Origin of the sequence: Acinetobacter sp. YH12251 (assembly GCF_013417465.1) — a bacterium.
Lineage (GTDB): Bacteria > Pseudomonadota > Gammaproteobacteria > Pseudomonadales > Moraxellaceae > Acinetobacter > Acinetobacter amyesii.
The window spans coordinates 49,334-65,687 of the sequence record NZ_VPDZ01000016.1 but is presented as its reverse complement, the minus strand read 5'-3'; the positions used below and the strand labels follow the sequence as shown (position 1 = coordinate 65,687).

The 16,354-nt window shown below is 39.3% G+C and carries 15 protein-coding genes, 1 other RNA gene, 1 pseudogene and 1 other annotated feature; of the genes and pseudogenes, 8 read left to right on the top strand and 9 right to left on the bottom strand.

From position 1 onward, the window contains the following. Nucleotides 1-145: 145 nt before the first annotated feature. Nucleotides 146-922 carry a dioxygenase gene (locus tag FTV27_RS14065; RefSeq protein ID WP_180079047.1) on the bottom strand — a complete coding sequence of 259 codons (777 nt, stop codon included), beginning with the start codon at nt 920-922 and terminating at the stop codon, nt 146-148. A 136-nt stretch (nt 923-1,058) separates the two neighbouring features. Continuing rightward, nucleotides 1,059-1,541: a 23S rRNA (pseudouridine(1915)-N(3))-methyltransferase RlmH gene (gene rlmH, locus FTV27_RS14060; RefSeq protein ID WP_078189858.1), complete on the bottom strand. Its 483-nt coding sequence runs from the start codon at nt 1,539-1,541 to the stop codon at nt 1,059-1,061. 152 nt (nt 1,542-1,693) lie between these two features. On the opposite strand from rlmH, the gene FTV27_RS14055 reads away from it, so the two are divergent. Further along, nucleotides 1,694-2,656 (top strand): M20/M25/M40 family metallo-hydrolase, encoded by a 963-nt coding sequence (locus FTV27_RS14055; protein ID WP_373423611.1) that lies wholly within the window; start codon nt 1,694-1,696, stop codon nt 2,654-2,656. Between the two features lie 417 nt (nt 2,657-3,073). Here FTV27_RS14055 and lon read toward each other — a convergent pair whose 3' ends face one another. From lon to FTV27_RS14040, 3 genes are all read right to left on the bottom strand, one after another. After that, a complete protein-coding gene (gene lon / locus FTV27_RS14050) occupies nt 3,074-5,500 on the bottom strand; it encodes an endopeptidase La (RefSeq protein WP_180079046.1) in 2,427 nt (808 codons plus the stop codon). Nucleotides 5,501-5,646: 146 nt separating this feature from the next. Continuing rightward, nucleotides 5,647-6,234 (bottom strand): 5-formyltetrahydrofolate cyclo-ligase, encoded by a 588-nt coding sequence (locus tag FTV27_RS14045; RefSeq protein WP_180079045.1) that lies wholly within the window; start codon nt 6,232-6,234, stop codon nt 5,647-5,649. A 136-nt stretch (nt 6,235-6,370) separates the two neighbouring features. After that, nucleotides 6,371-6,898, bottom strand: a complete 528-nt coding sequence (locus FTV27_RS14040) for an OmpA family protein (protein ID WP_218949572.1) — start codon at nt 6,896-6,898, stop codon at nt 6,371-6,373. Between the two features lie 201 nt (nt 6,899-7,099). On the opposite strand from FTV27_RS14040, the pseudogene FTV27_RS14035 reads away from it, so the two are divergent. From FTV27_RS14035 to FTV27_RS14020, 4 genes and pseudogenes are all read left to right on the top strand, one after another. Continuing rightward, nucleotides 7,100-8,318: pseudogene (locus FTV27_RS14035) on the top strand (IS3 family transposase). Beyond that, nucleotides 7,376-7,492: a sequence feature (AL1L pseudoknot), on the top strand. It overlaps the preceding pseudogene by 117 nt. 66 nt (nt 8,319-8,384) lie before the next feature. Continuing rightward, on the top strand, nt 8,385-8,750 hold the full coding sequence (locus FTV27_RS14030; RefSeq protein ID WP_180079044.1) for a type I secretion C-terminal target domain-containing protein: 366 nt from the start codon (nt 8,385-8,387) through the stop codon (nt 8,748-8,750). Nucleotides 8,751-8,975: 225 nt separating this feature from the next. Beyond that, on the top strand, nt 8,976-10,208 hold the full coding sequence (locus FTV27_RS14025) for a YncE family protein (protein WP_180079043.1): 1,233 nt from the start codon (nt 8,976-8,978) through the stop codon (nt 10,206-10,208). An 86-nt stretch (nt 10,209-10,294) separates the two neighbouring features. Continuing rightward, nucleotides 10,295-10,759 carry a hypothetical protein gene (locus FTV27_RS14020; RefSeq protein WP_180079042.1) on the top strand — a complete coding sequence of 155 codons (465 nt, stop codon included), beginning with the start codon at nt 10,295-10,297 and terminating at the stop codon, nt 10,757-10,759. Nucleotides 10,760-10,913: 154 nt separating this feature from the next. On the opposite strand, the gene ssrS is transcribed toward FTV27_RS14020, so the two are convergent. The 3 genes from ssrS to FTV27_RS14005 form a co-directional block, all read right to left on the bottom strand. Then, nucleotides 10,914-11,096: non-coding RNA, 6S RNA (gene ssrS / locus FTV27_RS14015), on the bottom strand. A 99-nt stretch (nt 11,097-11,195) separates the two neighbouring features. Next, nucleotides 11,196-11,483 (bottom strand): cell division protein ZapA, encoded by a 288-nt coding sequence (locus FTV27_RS14010; RefSeq protein WP_168378082.1) that lies wholly within the window; start codon nt 11,481-11,483, stop codon nt 11,196-11,198. A 2-nt stretch (nt 11,484-11,485) separates the two neighbouring features. Further along, nucleotides 11,486-12,037: a hypothetical protein gene (locus FTV27_RS14005; protein ID WP_111885848.1), complete on the bottom strand. Its 552-nt coding sequence runs from the start codon at nt 12,035-12,037 to the stop codon at nt 11,486-11,488. Nucleotides 12,038-12,101: 64 nt separating this feature from the next. On the opposite strand from FTV27_RS14005, the gene FTV27_RS14000 reads away from it, so the two are divergent. From FTV27_RS14000 to FTV27_RS13990, 3 genes are all read left to right on the top strand, one after another. Continuing rightward, nucleotides 12,102-12,719 (top strand): UPF0149 family protein, encoded by a 618-nt coding sequence (locus FTV27_RS14000; protein ID WP_111885849.1) that lies wholly within the window; start codon nt 12,102-12,104, stop codon nt 12,717-12,719. A 131-nt stretch (nt 12,720-12,850) separates the two neighbouring features. Then, nucleotides 12,851-14,173 (top strand): Xaa-Pro aminopeptidase, encoded by a 1,323-nt coding sequence (gene pepP, locus FTV27_RS13995; protein WP_180079041.1) that lies wholly within the window; start codon nt 12,851-12,853, stop codon nt 14,171-14,173. A gap of 186 nt (nt 14,174-14,359) precedes the next feature. Then, on the top strand, nt 14,360-15,535 hold the full coding sequence (locus FTV27_RS13990) for a tetratricopeptide repeat protein (protein WP_180079040.1): 1,176 nt from the start codon (nt 14,360-14,362) through the stop codon (nt 15,533-15,535). 566 nt (nt 15,536-16,101) lie between these two features. Here the strand turns inward: FTV27_RS13990 and FTV27_RS13985 are convergent. Further along, the gene (locus FTV27_RS13985) at nt 16,102-16,266 is read right to left on the bottom strand and encodes a hypothetical protein (protein WP_180079039.1); all 165 of its coding nucleotides are present in this window, start codon (nt 16,264-16,266) and stop codon (nt 16,102-16,104) included. Between the last annotated feature and the right edge of the window lie 88 nt (nt 16,267-16,354).

The following is a 16,354-nucleotide window of genomic DNA, read 5'->3' as shown; positions in this document are numbered from 1 at the left end:
ATTTCAGCCTGTAGCATAACCCATTCATTTTAAAAAATATGAATACATTCAGCTCAAATAAGTAGCAAAATGTATCCATAAATAATAATTTGTTAACTTATTAATATAAATTATGAATAAGTCGAGCTATCAAGTTTATTCACGCTTAATCAAAACGATAAATATCCATACCGAGCGAACCCATACTAAAGCTACTGTGAACAATAGAGAAGCGGGGGCCTGCACCCATCGCAAAGAAGATGGGTGCAAAATGTTCAATGGTCGGATGGTTGCGTTGCACAAATGGGATATTTTGCCAATCGAGAACTGCATCAAAATCTTGATGAGTGAGCTTATTGACCACAAAATTACGGAATGTAGACGCCCATTCAGGCACGGCTGCTGCACGTCCATCCCAAGCCAATTCACCTAAGTTATGAGTAATACTGCCCGATCCAATCAACAGGATTTGCTTGTCACGTAAAGGTGCAAGCGTTTGTCCAATTTTATAGATCTCTTGCGCAGACATGGTCATCGGTAGTGATATTTCAATTACAGGAATGTCGGCATCAGGATACATATGCAACAACGGCATCCAAACGCCATGATCACGTGGACGGGTGCTGTTGGCATGTGCCGATAACCCTGCATTGGCAAGCAAATGAAGGATTTCTTCAGCGAGCTCTGGGTTACCTGGTGCTGGATAACGAATATCATAAAGTTCCGCAGGGAAGCCACGGAAGTCATGCCAAGTTTCAGGACGGGCACTGGTACTTACTTCTAGTGCGTTACTTTCCCAATGCGCGGACATGATAATAATAGCTTCCGGTTTTGGAAGATTCAGGCTTAAACGTTCCAACGCAGGACCGACTTGCTCAGGATTGATGGCAAGCATAGGTGAGCCATGGGAAATAAATAAACCTGGAAGTGTTTGTAAATTCATCGCGGTCGCCGTTGGTTGTTTAAAGGAATATGATGATCATGCACTAAATTATTCAGCGTAACAATTCGGATAATTTCAACGGTTTGTTTCATTGTTGCAACGCTGTACTTGCTGTAGATACTGGAGTCAGTTCGGATTAACCCGCACGATGGTAAGGGTGATTATGGTTAATACTCATTGCACGGTATAGCTGTTCGATGAGCATGACACGAACCATAGGATGCGGCAAAGTCAGTTTAGACAAAGACCAATGCCATGCTGCTGCTTTACGTACTGCTTCAGAATGTCCATCTGGCCCACCAATGGCTAAAACCACATCATTGCCTTCAAGCATCCAGCCTTTCATGGTTTCAGCTAGTTTTTCGGTACTGAACTCTCGACCACCGACTTCTAAGGCGATCAGCACTTCATTCGATTTCATGGCATTTAAAATGCTGTCACCTTCAATTTGACGGTATTTTAAAATGTCGGCTTCTGAGTCGTTCTTGCCACGTTTAGCCATAGGCAGTTCAATGATCTGCGTTTGAACAAATGGCTGAATACGTTTGAAATAATCTTCAAAACCCGTCAGAACCCATGCTGGCATTTTTTGACCGATTGTCAGAATACGAATTTTCATACAGCGCCTGAAAGTATACAAAAGAGCATTATAACGGTTCGCTTGAGCTTTGTATGTTCAGACACAATTTGCAATTGAAATCGTGTTCTGCTTGCTGTTTAAATACGCAGCATAAACAGATTTGATCAAAGATGAAAATTGGAATAATAACAATGAAAAAAACATGGCAGGACGGTAAATTATTTTTGCTCAAGCAAGCAGCAATGCTTTCAATTTTTGCATGGTGTTCATTTGCGGCGTATGCCAACAATATTAGAACCGCTGAACCAGATAATTTAAAAGTCTATTTAGAACAAATTATTGGTAATGAAGCTGAATATCGTAACTATAAGAACATTCAAGAGTTAAATCGCGTGTCTGCTTGGATTCGTGAGCAGATGCGTTTATTTGGTGTGAATTGTCGTTTTCAAACCTATACCGTAAACAGCCAGCCATACCGTAATGTGGTCTGTCCCTTAAATGCAGGGCATAGCAACCGAGTGATCGTTGGTGCGCACTACGATGTATTTGAGGAGCAGCATGGCGCCGATGATAATGCTTCTGGCGTTGCAGGTGTACTCGAAGCTGCTCGGATTCTTTCGGCTGAAAAAGCGCGTTTAAAACAAAATATTGAGTTTGTATTTTATACCCTCGAAGAACCGCCATATTTTAGAACAGAGTCGATGGGCAGTTTTATCCATGCAAAATCGGTAGCAAAGGAAAAGGATAAAATTTCAGGTGTGTATATTCTGGAAATGATTGGTTATTTTGATCCCAAAGTCACTCAAGATTATCCAGTTGGACTGAAATGGATTTATCCATCTCATACGAATTTTATTGCATCGGTGGGGAATATTCAGTCTCGTGACTTAACCTCATCGTATTGTGCGGCGATGGAGTCTTTGAAGCAACTACAATGTGAGCGCTTGATTTCACCTTCATTTATTCAGGGTGTGGATTTTTCAGACCATATGAATTATTGGCAATTTGATATGCCGGCGATGATGATCACTGATACGGCATTTTATCGTAATAAGCACTATCACACCGAGCAAGATACCTTGGATAAATTAAACTTAGACAAAATGGCTCAAGTGATCGATGGTTTGGTGAAAACCATCTTAAATTTGAAATAGCATGTCTTTAAAAACATGACATAAAAAACGCAGCCCCGAAAGCCTGTGGACTGCGATAAAAGGTCATCTACCTGGAGATGTAGATGACCATCTTGTTCCAATGATCATCACGCTTTTAGACGTGATTGGAACCAATAAAGAAACATACAGCGCGTATATCTCTCTACTATATATGTGGGATAGAGGGCGATATTTCAAGTAATAGCATTCAAATTTTGTAAGACTTTCTAATTGGCTATTCTTGATCTTGATGTCGAATTTGAAATAGTTATCCAATCCATAGTTGTAGCTGTTGTCTTGAATCTAGTGGTTGTGAAGAATTTGAATGAAAAGTTTCGAATATTTAGTATGAAATAATGGATATAAAAAAGCCCTGTCGAAACAGGGCTTTTTTCTTTTATTGCGAGTTGCTAGCGCTTAGTGACGAGCAGCTTTGCCACCTTCAGTTGCTTTGACAATCGGTGTCTTTGCAAGAGGTTTAGGCATATCAACCAAGGCTAGAGGTAAAATCTCATCAATCGATTTCACTGGTTTAATTTCTAGACCTTCTTTGACATTGTCTGGAATCTCAGTCAAGTCACGAACGTTATCTTGTGGGATAAAGACAAGCTTGATGCCACCACGGTGAGCAGCGAGAAGTTTCTCTTTTAAACCACCAATGCGCATTGCACGACCACCAAGACTGGTTTCACCGGTCATCGCAATATCTGGACGAATCGCAATGCCTGTAAACGCTGAAACAAGTGCGGTAGTTAGGGCCAAACCAGCAGATGGACCATCTTTCGGTGTTGCACCTTCTGGTAAATGCACGTGTACATCAGTTTCTTCAAAGCGAATCGCTTCAATACCTAGTTCATCTGCACGGGTACGTACAACAGTCATCGCTGCTGTGATCGATTCTTTCATGACATCGCCAAGAGAACCGGTGGTAATGAACTTGCCTTTACCTTTTACTGCTGCAACTTCAATCGTTAGCAGTTCTCCACCAACAGATGTCCATGCCAAGCCATTTACACGACCCACTTCAGCTTCTTCTTCGGCCATACCGAAGTCGAATTTGTGTGGACCTAAGTAGTCAGGAAGATTTTTCGAATCCACTTCAATTTGAAGATTTTTCGCTTTCTTGCTCACTGCTTCTTTTACCACTTTACGTGCAATTTTCGATACTTCACGTTCTAAGCTACGCACACCGGCTTCACGTGTATAACGTTGTACGATATCGCGAATGGCTTCTTCGTGAACGGTTAATTCTTTTGCACGTAGACCATTATTCTTGATGGCTTTTGGAACAAGGTAACGTTCAGCAATATTCACTTTTTCATCTTCGGTGTAACCCGGTAGACGAATCACTTCCATACGGTCAAGCAAAGCTTCTGGAATATTCATGCTGTTTGCAGTACAGATGAACATCACTTCAGAAAGGTCTAGATCAAGATCTAAGTAGTGATCATTGAACTTGCTGTTTTGTGATGGATCTAGGACTTCAAGCAATGCTGAAGCAGGGTCTCCACGGTAGTCTTGCGCCATTTTGTCAATTTCATCGAGTAAGAACAGTGGGTTCTTTACGCCAACCTTAGACAAAGATTGCACAATTTTACCTGGCATAGCACCAATATAAGTACGACGGTGACCACGGATTTCAGCTTCATCACGCACGCCGCCAAGCGCCATACGGACAAATTCACGACCAGTTGCTTTGGCAACAGATTCACCGAGTGAAGTTTTACCTACACCTGGAGGACCAACTAAGCACAGGATTGGGCCACGAAGTTTTTTTACACGTGATTGAACAGCAAGGTATTCCACGATGCGGTCTTTCACGTCGTCTAAACCATAGTGATCGGCATCAAGAATATCTTGAGCTTTCGCAAGGTTAATGCTGACTTTGCTGGCTTTGTTCCAAGGCGTATCTAAAATAACTTCTAGATAGTTACGCACGACAGCAGCTTCGCTCGAAGCAGGTTGCATAGCTTTTAGCTTACGGAACTCATTTTCAGCTTTCTTGCGTACATGTTCAGGTAAATCGGCTTCAGCTAGACGTTTTTCAATTTCTGCAACGTCATCCTCACCACCGCCATTCATGTCAGAAAGTTCGCGTTGAATGACCTTCATTTTTTCATTTAAGAAGTATTCACGCTGATTCTTTTCCATTTGGCGTTTTACAGAATCATGTAAGGTTTGCTCAATTTGCTGTTCTTCTGACTGTTGTAATAAATACGTCATCAGCTCAGCTAAATGTGCTTCAAATTCATCATGCTCTAAGAACTTTTGTTTTACATCAATATTCAAAGGCACGCGTGTTGCTACAAAGAATAATAATTGTAGCAAATCATCAATTTTATTGGCTGCTGCAATCAATTCACGTGCGTTACGCAATTTTGCTTCTGCATATTGAGCAAATAAGGTGCGTAATTCTTCCACACGGTTATTCTGAGTTTCTGAGTCTACAGAAACCGTCATTGGGCTTAATGAATGCTCGGCAGTCAGGTAATTATCAGCATCGATAATTTTTTCTAACTTGGCACGATATAAGCCTTCAATCAGTACTTTTATACAGTTTTCATCATTCTCATGATTCACAACTTGCACAATCTTCGCGACAGTACCGTATTGATATAAATTGTCGTGATCAATTTCTTCTGTTAGCGAATCTTTTTGTGCAACTACGAATACAAGATTGTCACTGTCACGTGCGACATTGACTGCATTGATCGACTTTTCACGACCCACAAACAGTGCAATTTGCATGTGAGGATATACAACCACATCTCGTAGCGCTAAGAGCGGTAATACGCTCGGAATTGTAGTTTCCAAGCTTTCTTCATTCATAATAATCTCAGACATGGGCACTCCTAATGAGTGACAACGGTGTTGCCATGTTTTTATAGTGATGTGTATTTTTTAAATTACAAGGGTCATGCCAATTAAAATGTGTAAAAAATGACTAAATATGTGATTTTTAAGTGTAACTCAGTGTCAAAAATATCAAATTAACGTTTGAAACTTAAAGTTTGAGATGGGCTAATAAAGCCATCTAGCGGTTGATCCCATGCTTCTCGGACCAAGGGATCTTGAATGAGTTGAAAATCATGGCCAAGTCCTAAACGGTATGGGGTAGAGTGGGCAGTCGCTAATGTTTTATCGTAGAAGCCACCCCCCATACCAATACGTGTGCCGTACTTATCGCAAGCCAGTAAGGGCATTATTAAAAGGTCAAGGTGAGAAACATGCTTCCCGCGGCTTGCCATCGGTTCTTTCATACCGAGCGGGTGATGAGAAAAACGTTTACTAATATATTGATGACGTGAGATTTCAACCCAAACCAGTTGCTGATTCATGTTGCAAATCATGGGTAAATACACGTGTTTTTGATGTGCAAAACAGTAGTGGATGATCTTTTGAGTGTGAATTTCACCGAATGCATGTAAATACACGCCTATATGCTGACTGCTCTGAAAATGACTGAGTCTGACTAAACGCTGTAGGACTTGTTGTTCAGCTTGTCGTTGGGTCCATAGGTTTAGGCTACGACGCTGCTTGCGGAGTTGTTTACGAAGGCTGGTGGTGCTGAAAGTCATGATTCATTTCAAAGTAGCACAAAATTCTCAAAGGCATTTTAACGCGTTCAAGCTTAAAAGTCCGAAGAAATAGATTTTATCTTTTTTATATAAAGCGTTCCTTAAACACTAGTTAGCTTAAGGAACGCATACTTATTTAAGGTTTTTTTATACCAAGAATTTGCACATCAACACGGCGGTCTGCTTGTAAGCAAGCTTTTAAGGTATTTCGATCTTGAACATCAAAACAACCATTAGTTACAGGCTGAGTTTCACCTGCTGAAGCGAAACTTAATTTGTTTCCAGCAATCCCTTGGTTCATTAAGTAATTTTTGACAGTTAGTGCACGTTGCAATGCAAGTTGCTGATTATATTGTTCACTGCCTAAACGGTCGGTATGGCCGGTAAGCTTAATCATATCAATACGTGCATATTGGTTATTAAGTTTAGTTGCTAGTTCATTCAAGCTTGATTTACCTGCAGGAAGTAAATCATTTAGTTTGCCACCATTAAATTTAAATAAAGAATCGGCAGCTAAATTTATATTATCTAAACTCGGTTCAATTGGTTTTATCACATTATTTAGAGCATTTTCTCTAATCGGGCAATTATTAATCTTAGTGCCATCATTATTTAATATAACGGGTTTGCCGTTATTATCAACTGTAAGTAATAAGTTATTCAAAAGTGACTTTTCGTTTACACAATAGCTAACTGAATAATTTTCACAATGAGTTGTACAATTTTTCACCTTAAATTGGTATTCGCCTTCTTTTAAATAAAAATCAGCAGAATTATTAATATAAAAATCACCGGCTTTAAAGTCATCTATATAGTGAACCTTACCGGGTTTGTCGGAGATTCAATATTCTGAGAGAATGTTCCGATGAACAAATTAAAATATACCCTCTGAAATCAGAGAAAGAGCGGTTCAATTATTGATTGAATCTGAAAAAGACTATCCATCTAATTGGGCTGCGATCACAGCTATTGCGCCTAAAATTGGTTGTACTATTGAAACACTTCGTGCTTGGTATCAAAAGCATTTAGATGAGCAAAATCCTATCAAAGTACTACAGATCTCTGATCAAGAAAAAATGAAGCAAACGGAACGTGAAATTAAAGAATTAAAGCGTGCCAATGAAATTCTGCGTAAAGCAGCCGCTTTTTTCGCCCAGGCGGAGCTCGACCGCCCACACAAATAATGGTGGATTTCATCCATAACAATAAAGATTTATATGGTGTTGAGACGATTTGTAGGATTTTACCGATCTCGGCTTCTGCCTATTATCGAACACTAGATATTGCTGAAAACCCAGAACATCGAGCAAAGCGAGATCTACATGATTTGCATCATGCTGAAAAAATCAAACGAATTTGGAAAGAAAGTTCAGGCCGATATGGTGTGCGTAAAGTCTGGCAACAACTGAAACGTGAAGGTTATGTTATTGCACGCTGTACAGTGGTTCGCTTGATGAAGAAGCTAGGTATACAGGGTGTTTGGCGTGGGAAGAATAAACACACCACCCGTAGCCGAGATGATCAAAAAAGAGCGGATGATTTAGTGAAACGTAATTTTACTACTGATTATCCAAACCAACTATGTCGGTGACTTTACCTATATTCAAACAAATTCAGGCTGGGTCTATACCGCCTTTATTATTGATGTGTTCTCACGAGCAATTGTTGGATGGAAAGTATCTACACGGATGAATACAGATATGGTACTCGATGCACTTGAGCAAGCATTGCACGATCGAGGCATGCCAAAGAATGTGATTCATCATTCCGATAGAGGTGTTCAATATCTTTCTATTCGCTATACCAATCGTTTAGAAGCTGCAAATTTACGAGCATCAGTCGGTACAACTGGTGATTCATACGATAATGCTCTGGCTGAAACGGTGAATGGCTTATACAAAACAGAGGTGATTGAATATTTAAAAGCAGATTGGCAAGGTTTAGCAGATGTACAACTTGCGACACTAAACTGGGTAGATTGGTTCAATAAAAAGCGTGTACACAGTGTACTGGGTTATGTATCGCCTTTTGAGTTTGAAGCAATGTACTATGATAAGATTAACCCGTTAGGTCAGGTGGCCTAACTTAAATAAAAAAGTCTCCGACAAACCCGGTACGGTTCAGTATCTGATGTTTCAGCAACTTCATTGATGTTAATGTCATGTGATGATTTTGCTGATACAGCAGGAACTGATGAAAATTCTATATTTAAAGTACTTGACCAAGAATATTCATCAACGACTGAAAGTGTGATTGAAGTAAGTGGTTTCACTGTTGGTGATTCATCAGATTTAATCGACATCTCATCATTACTTTCTGACGATGCAACTGAAGCGAATCTCGCAGAGTTTGTAACAGTAGCATATGACGAAGAAACTGATTCAGCTGTGATTTCAATTGACCGTGATGGCACATCAGGTACGGAATATGAATCACAAGATCTTGTAGTCTTGCTCAATCAAACGAGCAAAGTCGAACTAGATGACCTAATCAACAATAATCAAATTATTTACTAATCATTTGATGAACTAAAAAAGCACCCGAAGGTGCTTTTTTTTGCTTCCCAAAAAGTGAATGCAGATTGAAGACTTTGTTTTAATCAACAACTCATCGGAATTAAAACAAATACGCTATATCTACACTTGTATATTGAATAAGCTTTCTTTGCGCTTAAAAAGCGACACTTATCTGATGACGTAACTCAAAAGGTATGCATAAAAACAAATTAATGGACAATAAAAATGAAAAAGAATCTCTGGATCAGGACACTTCTTTGTGTGACGGTCATAGTGTCTCCACTGACTTTCGCAGCGACAACCACTGCACCCGTTCCACCCAATAGCCAGCAAGTCTTTTTTGTCGGCAATAACTGGGATGGTACGGTTACAGTCATCAATCCTGCAAAAAACTATCAGAAAGTTGGTGTCATCAATATGGTGCCCGACAAAAAAGAACGGCTCACTGAAATTTACCTTAACCCAGTAAAATTGATCGCCTATAGCTATATTCGTAATACAGCAGGAGAGGGAAATGATCAATTGGTCGATGACATGTATTCCACACCAGATGGCAAATCGGTAGTTGCATCACGCCCAAGTTATGCAGATGTAGTCTCGATTAACATAGCAACAGGAAAAATCAATTGGCGCACACCAGTTGAAGGTTTCCGAGCAGACCATATGGCGGTTTCACCCGATGGGCAACAAGTTGCTGTTTCAGCATCTTCGGGGAACGTCGTACATGTACTCGATATCAACACAGGCAAGGAGCTCGGGCGCTTTGCCACAGGAGATAAGCCACATGAAAATATCTATTTTGCCAACGGTACTAAAATCTTAAATTCAGCCATTGGTAATGTCGAAACAGCCATGGATGCATCTTGGCAAGACTTTACCAAAGGCAAACGCTACATCACCATTGCCGATGCTAATAATTTTAAAGTCTTGAAGAAAATTGATTTTCGTCCTGCATTGGATGCCTTTGGCCGTAAAGACCTATCAAACGCTGTGCGTCCAATTGTGTTTAGCAAAGATGAATCCAAAATCTATGCACAAGTCTCATTTTTTAATGGCTTGGTCGAATATGATCTCAATCAAGGCAAAGTCACACGCATTGCACAGCTTCCGGGAAGTACAACTATTCCCTCTGATCGCACGAAATGGGTAAATGACTCACGCCATCATGGGCTTTCAATCAGTGGAGATGGTGAAAAACTATGTGTCGCAGGAACCATGGATGATTATGCCACCATCGTCGATCGTAAAACTTTGATCGCAGCAAAATTGATTGCTGCAGGTAAACCGTATTGGGCAACGCAAAGCCCAGATGGAAAACGATGTGTGATTTCTGAAAGTGCGACAGATGCAGTAACCGTGATTGATTTCGCGACAGGTGAAAAAGTCATCACAGTTCCAGTTGGCAATCACCCACAGCGTGTTCGTTTAGGTTATGCGCCAGCAGGATGGGGCAACTAATAATTTAGATAAGATTAAATAAAAAGGTAAATTCAGAGCCAAATCGGCTCTGAATTTTTAATTGAAGAACATTTAGAGATTGAATCATGTATAAGAAATGGATTGTTATCGGGTTAGTGGTTGGCTTGATTTTATTGTTGATGATTCAGTTATTAAAACCAAAGCAGCAGGAGGTTCATGAACAGCTACCGTTAGATCAACAAAAAGTGTCTGAAACACGTTCAGAGCGAACTATAGAAAATGTATTGCAGCATTCAAGTTCTAATTCCAAACAATTAATACTCGACAGTGAAACGCACTCTGAGCTATTACAGCAACGTGAACAGGTATATCAACAATTTCAGCAAATAAACACGCTGATGAGTCAGGGACAGCAGCCGAATCAAAATCAAGTACTCGCTCTACTCGAGCAACAATATAACTTGGTTAAAAAAGGCGTCGTGAAATTGGATGAAGCCATTTCATCAATTCAATATTTACGACAAATACTTCCTGAAATGGACAGAGCTTTGGATAGACAGTTAGCTAAACTGGAACAACTAAAAAAATGAATTAACTTGAATAAATAAACTTTTAAACTAACCAAACTTAAATGAAATAATTATGGTGAAGAACAAAAGTAGAGGGGCACGGAAATAGAATAGTAAATTAAAAAATGTTTTTTTAAATCAAATTCTTGTAATTTAAATAAGGATTTAGAAAATAAACACTCCGAAGATGCCGCTGCAAATGTCGTGACCCTGAACCCGATGAGTTCAAGGTGGACGCGACGTACACTCGCTGGGTTTCCCACTCGAGGAGGGCATACGCTCAGAATATACAGAACACATCCATAAGTTTAAGTATCGGCAGGGGATTAGACCTAGCTGGCGAACACCTCAGAGATGTGCTCAGTATAACGAATTCAGCGTTATTGGCAAATCACCAAACACTGACAAAGTGTTTAAAATGAAGCAATCGGGCAAAGTATAATCACTAAACCACCGATTAATCAGTCAATTCTTCAACTTGTTCCAAAATATTTTGCAACAAAAGTTCGCAGTTTGCATATTCTTGCAAACTCTTATTCATTGACAGGACTTCTTGCATTAATTCAAGTGCGACCATAATGATCAGCTTACTCGGTTCCATACGTGGTGCTTTACGACGAAATTCATCGTATTTGTCATTCAGTAATTGTGCTGCGCGTTCTAAATCGGCTTGTTGGTCAGAAGTCGTTGCTAAACGGAAACTATGACCTAGAACTTTTAAATCAACTGCAATTTGTTCACTCATGATCAAACTTCCTCATTACTTTCAGTCGGATGTGCCAATTGTTGAATTTCTTGCGCATGTTGATCTTGAGCTGTACCTAAAATAGCTAAACGTTGAATAATCGCTTCAACTTTTGCTTTGGCATGTTCATTTTTTTGTAATAAACGTTCACGTTCTTGCTGCAAACCTTGAATTTCTTGTTGAGCATGACGCTGTTCATTTTGCATCTTTTCTTTAACGATACGTAGCTCATTACGTTCTGCCAAAATTTCTTGAAAACGATTTTTTAGATCAGTACAGCTTTTTTCAAGACGGCTATATCGGTCAGCCAAAGCAGTTGCATCAGTATTCAGCTGTTGAAGTTGAGCACGTGAATCAGTTAATTGCTCATTCAGCGCATCAATTTCTTCTTGTTTGGAGGTGATAATACCGTTCTTATGTACAATTTGAGCATGGTGGTGCTCATCAGACGAGTTTTTCTCATCTTGTAGGGCATTATTTTCGCTTTCAAATTGCGCCAGTCGCTTTTTTAAAACGCTAATATGCGCTTGGAGACGCTGTAATTCTTCTAACATAACGTAGTCGCACAGTCTTGCAAACAAAGGTAATATATACGAAGTATAGAGATTGGATAAGCGAATGCAAGACGATATTTCAGGTTGGTCAGATTGGTCCCAGAATTTTTCTAAAATTGAAGAAATTTCAAGCCCAAGTGAGTTACATGGTCTACTCACTGGTATAGTTTGTGTGTCACAACCCCCGAGTCGTGAAGAGTGGCAACAAATTTTAGCAACGCTTGATGTAGCTGAATTAGACGAAGATGCGGTGGCATTGTTGACTGAAGAAGCAGAAGATGTAGCTCATTCACTTTCAGATGATGAACTCGACTATCTTCCTTTATTACCAGATGATGATCACTTGCTAGGTGAGCGTGTGCAAGCCTTGGCAGATTGGTGTGCAGGTGTTGTTCTTGGTTTTGGCTTGGCGGCAGGTCATCTGCGCACCAATGAACAAGAATTGATTGAGCATTTACAGGATGTCGCTTCAGTAGAATTTGAAGATTCAGATGATGATGAAGAAGGTGAAGAAAGCTATCAGGAATTATACGAATTTGTTCGTTTAATCCCAGTGAGCCTGTCTATGGGACGTACCAAAGTTGATGTTTCAGAAACACCGTTGCTACAACTGAGCGCTAAAAATTCATCGGCTCAAGTGGGGAATGTGGTTGAAATGTTCACCCCACATCGTCCAAGCTAAGGCATTAATTTTGCTTATATCTATGTGAGGTATTACGTGTTTTTATACATGCCTCACATAGAATGAGAGATTCATATTCAATTGAATCAAAATTTAAACAATATCAGCCAGCAGGTATAAGAAGTATTTAAATGAAGAAATTAACTCAAGCGGATTTTCAAGAACGTCGAGACATCCTTGCGGGTGAAATGGGACTACGTAGTATTGCAATTATTGCCACGAGCAAAGAAGCCATGCGTAATCGCGACGCAGATTATAAATTTCGAGCTGATAGTAGTTTCTTTTATTTAACAGGTTTTGCTGAACCTGAAGCGGTCGCAGTGATTGAAACCTTTGATAGCGAAGAAGAAGGTTATAGCTATAGTTTGTTCTGCCGTGAACGTGACCGTGAAATGGAAATTTGGAATGGCTACCGTGCGGGTGTAGATGGGGCAGTAGATGATTATGAAGCCGATGAAGCTTATGTCATTGATTTATTAGACGAAGAAATTTTAGAAAAATTACAAAATAAAGATAAATTGTTCTATCGAATAGGTCAGCAAGCTGATTTCGATGCACGTGTTGCTAAGTGGATTGCAACAGCGAGTGGTGAATCACGCAAAGGTGCGAGTGCGCCTGCACAAGTGATTCAGCTTGATCGTATTATTGATGAAATGCGTCTGCACAAATCTGAAGACGAACTTGAATTGATGCAGATTGCTTCGGATATTTCAGCAGAAGCACATACTCGTGCCATGCAAACGGTTAAACCGGGCATGATGGAGTACGCTTTAGAGGCTGAACTGAATTATGTCTTTGGTAAAAATGGCTGTGTGCCTTCCTATAACAGCATTGTCGGCGGCGGTGAAAATGGCTGTATTTTGCACTATGTGGAAAATGACAAAGAACTCAAAGATGGTGATTTGGTACTGATTGATGCAGCATGTGAATATCAGCTGTATGCCTCAGATATTACCCGTACTTTCCCAGTCAACGGTAAATTCAGCCCTGAACAAAAAGCACTTTATAATATCGTACTCGATGCGCAAATTGCGGCGATTGATGCGGTGCGTATCGGCAACTCTTATAAAGAACCACATAACGTTGCAGTGCGTATTTTAGTTCAAGGTTTATTGGATCTTGGCATTATGCAAGGAGATATTGACGAAATCATCGCAAATGAAAGTTACCGCCAATTCTATATGCATGGTACGGGTCATTGGCTTGGTATGGATGTGCATGACGTCGGTTCATACAAACAAGACGGTGAATGGCGTGCCTATGAAGAAGGTATGGTTGTGACTGTTGAGCCTGGTCTTTATATTGCGCCAGATGATGAAACAGTGGATGTAAAATGGCGTGGTATCGGTATTCGTATTGAAGATGATGTGGCTGTAACTAAAGCAGGTCCACGTGTTTTAACAGCTGCAGTGGTCAAGTCGGTGGAAGACATTGAAGCCTTGATGGCGAAGTAATTTACTGTAAGAGAATAAGCCGGTCAGATGATCGGCTTTTTTTATCTACAAGCAGTCTTATAAATACTAGTCATATAGACAAGGGTAATTAACAATGGAGTTGATTTTATGATGTTAAGTTTTTACAAAAATTAGATATAAGTCTTTTTAAATTAATCGTATAAATTTTTTATTTTAATCATAATTATGGGTGTTAGAAAAGCTGGAGTGGTTATTCCCTTTAATGGCAATCAACAGGATATTGAAAGACTGGTAAATGATTGGCTGGTTTATTTTGAAGAAAACTCAAAATCTGCATTAGATATAGAGTGGCTGACGGATCATATTGTTTGTATCAATAGTGCCGGATTAGCACATTTTGCTTTTACTGAACCTGAAAAATGGAGCAGTTTGCTAAGCAGTCAGTTGCCGATGAAATGGATGATCTTCTTTGATTTTGCAGACACAAATTCAAGCTATAGCTATGCGCTTTATAAAGAGGGTGTAGAAATCAGATGTGTCATTCAAGCGGAAGAAGAGGAACTTTACATGGATGGAGAAAGACAAGATTTTGAAAAGGAATGGTTAAACTTTTCAACAAGGTATTTATACGAATATGTTGAAAATGGCAAAGTTCAAAAAAAATGGACGACTGATTTAAACAGTTTAAAAGAAGAAATCAATGAAGATTTGGAAAGCTATTATCAGTATTATTATTTTAGCGAAAAGGATCATTTAATTTATCATACTCAATTGGTTCGGCAGTTATTGATTGAACTCTTTAAAAACTATGTCGGTTTTGAAATCTTTGATAGTGATTATAATCCAGTAAAGAAAATAAAGTTTAAGTATAACAATCAGCCTACTTATGATGATTATTTGAGTTTAGCCTCAAGAGGGGATATTGCAGCCCAAATTAAATTGGGTGAAATGTATGAAACGGGATGCGGCGTCGAAAAAAATGATGTTACAGCACAAGGATGGTATCAAAAAGCGGCTGATCAGGGTGATGATGCAGCGATGCTGAAGTTAGCCGTGCTGTTGTTCAAAAAGCCATTTAAAACAGATATTCATATCGCTTTAGATCTACTGAATCAGTCAGTGGAAAAGGGAAATATAAACGCAAGAACGACTCTTGCTGAAATATATGAAAAGGGCGAAATTCTTGATCAAGATTATAATGTAGCAATGAGCTTGTACAAGCAATCGGCAAAACAAGGCTGTGCAATTGCTCCCTATAAAATTGGCTTAATGTATGAGCTAGGCAATGGCGCAGCTCAAGATTTAAAGATGGCGAAACGCTGGTATCACCAAGCGGCGAATGCTTTTAATCAAGATGCAGAAATTCGATTGAAGAAATTAATCCAGCATTTTAATACTTAAGCCATTCATTTAAATTATTCCGTATTAAGGAGATCGTTTCTGTCTTTTGTGTTCTATATCTTTATCTATAGCTATGAAAATAAATTGAATGCATGAGCGCAATATTTTGACCAAATCATGGAAAATATTAAATAAGTATAAAAAACCGATCATTAGATCGGCTTTTTAACTTCATTCAAACATTAAGTTTTTTGTAAAAACTCAGTCGCTAATTTTAAAAACTCTTCCGGTTTTTCATATACGGCCAAATGTCCGGTTGCCAGTTCAGCATGTGAAATCAGATCTATAGCATATTTGACCAATACACTCGGGGGCATATACTCATAATTACAGCCATTCACTAATGTTTGTTTGTTTGTTGATTTTTTTTCGGTGGCTCAGTCATATCGGTATGAATCTACAACTCAGCTTGGTGGGTAAATCTTTCTCAATTATTGGCTTGCAGCGTATTTTCTAAGGTTTGCGCCCTAGTATTTTTACACCATGCCAAGGTAAAGTTGGCTCTAAAACCTGTTTGAATAATAGTGCTCGACATCGCTTTAGAGTTGCTCTGTACCTAACTCAAATTAAAGCTTGGTACGTGCATCAACTTTAGGATAAGGCGCCAATAACACAACAAAAATTACATCTTCTGGATATTCTGCTGCGGAATATATCCAGAAAATGTTGTGTAATGAAAAGCTCATTAAACCGAATGGTGTAACATAATTGGGTTTTGCAGCTGCAATCACTTATTCAACTAATTGAACAATGGCTAAAGGCTGATCATCAGGTAGTTAGCTTGATATCGTCCTTTTGAATGCATCAAAACATGACATG

Bases quoted from the DNA above. Each gene is read 5' to 3' on its own strand.
- FTV27_RS14065 (WP_180079047.1), bottom strand. From the start codon at position 922: ATGAATTTACAAACACTTCCAGGTTTATTTATTTCCCATGGCTCACCT.
- rlmH (WP_078189858.1), bottom strand. From the start codon at position 1,541: ATGAAAATTCGTATTCTGACAATCGGTCAAAAAATGCCAGCATGGGTT.
- FTV27_RS14055 (WP_373423611.1), top strand. From the start codon at position 1,694: ATGAAAAAAACATGGCAGGACGGTAAATTATTTTTGCTCAAGCAAGCA.
- lon (WP_180079046.1), bottom strand. From the start codon at position 5,500: ATGTCTGAGATTATTATGAATGAAGAAAGCTTGGAAACTACAATTCCG.
- FTV27_RS14045 (WP_180079045.1), bottom strand. From the start codon at position 6,234: ATGACTTTCAGCACCACCAGCCTTCGTAAACAACTCCGCAAGCAGCGT.
- FTV27_RS14030 (WP_180079044.1), top strand. From the start codon at position 8,385: ATGTTAATGTCATGTGATGATTTTGCTGATACAGCAGGAACTGATGAA.
- FTV27_RS14025 (WP_180079043.1), top strand. From the start codon at position 8,976: ATGAAAAAGAATCTCTGGATCAGGACACTTCTTTGTGTGACGGTCATA.
- FTV27_RS14020 (WP_180079042.1), top strand. From the start codon at position 10,295: ATGTATAAGAAATGGATTGTTATCGGGTTAGTGGTTGGCTTGATTTTA.
- FTV27_RS14010 (WP_168378082.1), bottom strand. From the start codon at position 11,483: ATGAGTGAACAAATTGCAGTTGATTTAAAAGTTCTAGGTCATAGTTTC.
- FTV27_RS14005 (WP_111885848.1), bottom strand. From the start codon at position 12,037: ATGTTAGAAGAATTACAGCGTCTCCAAGCGCATATTAGCGTTTTAAAA.
- FTV27_RS14000 (WP_111885849.1), top strand. From the start codon at position 12,102: ATGCAAGACGATATTTCAGGTTGGTCAGATTGGTCCCAGAATTTTTCT.
- pepP (WP_180079041.1), top strand. From the start codon at position 12,851: ATGAAGAAATTAACTCAAGCGGATTTTCAAGAACGTCGAGACATCCTT.
- FTV27_RS13990 (WP_180079040.1), top strand. From the start codon at position 14,360: ATGGGTGTTAGAAAAGCTGGAGTGGTTATTCCCTTTAATGGCAATCAA.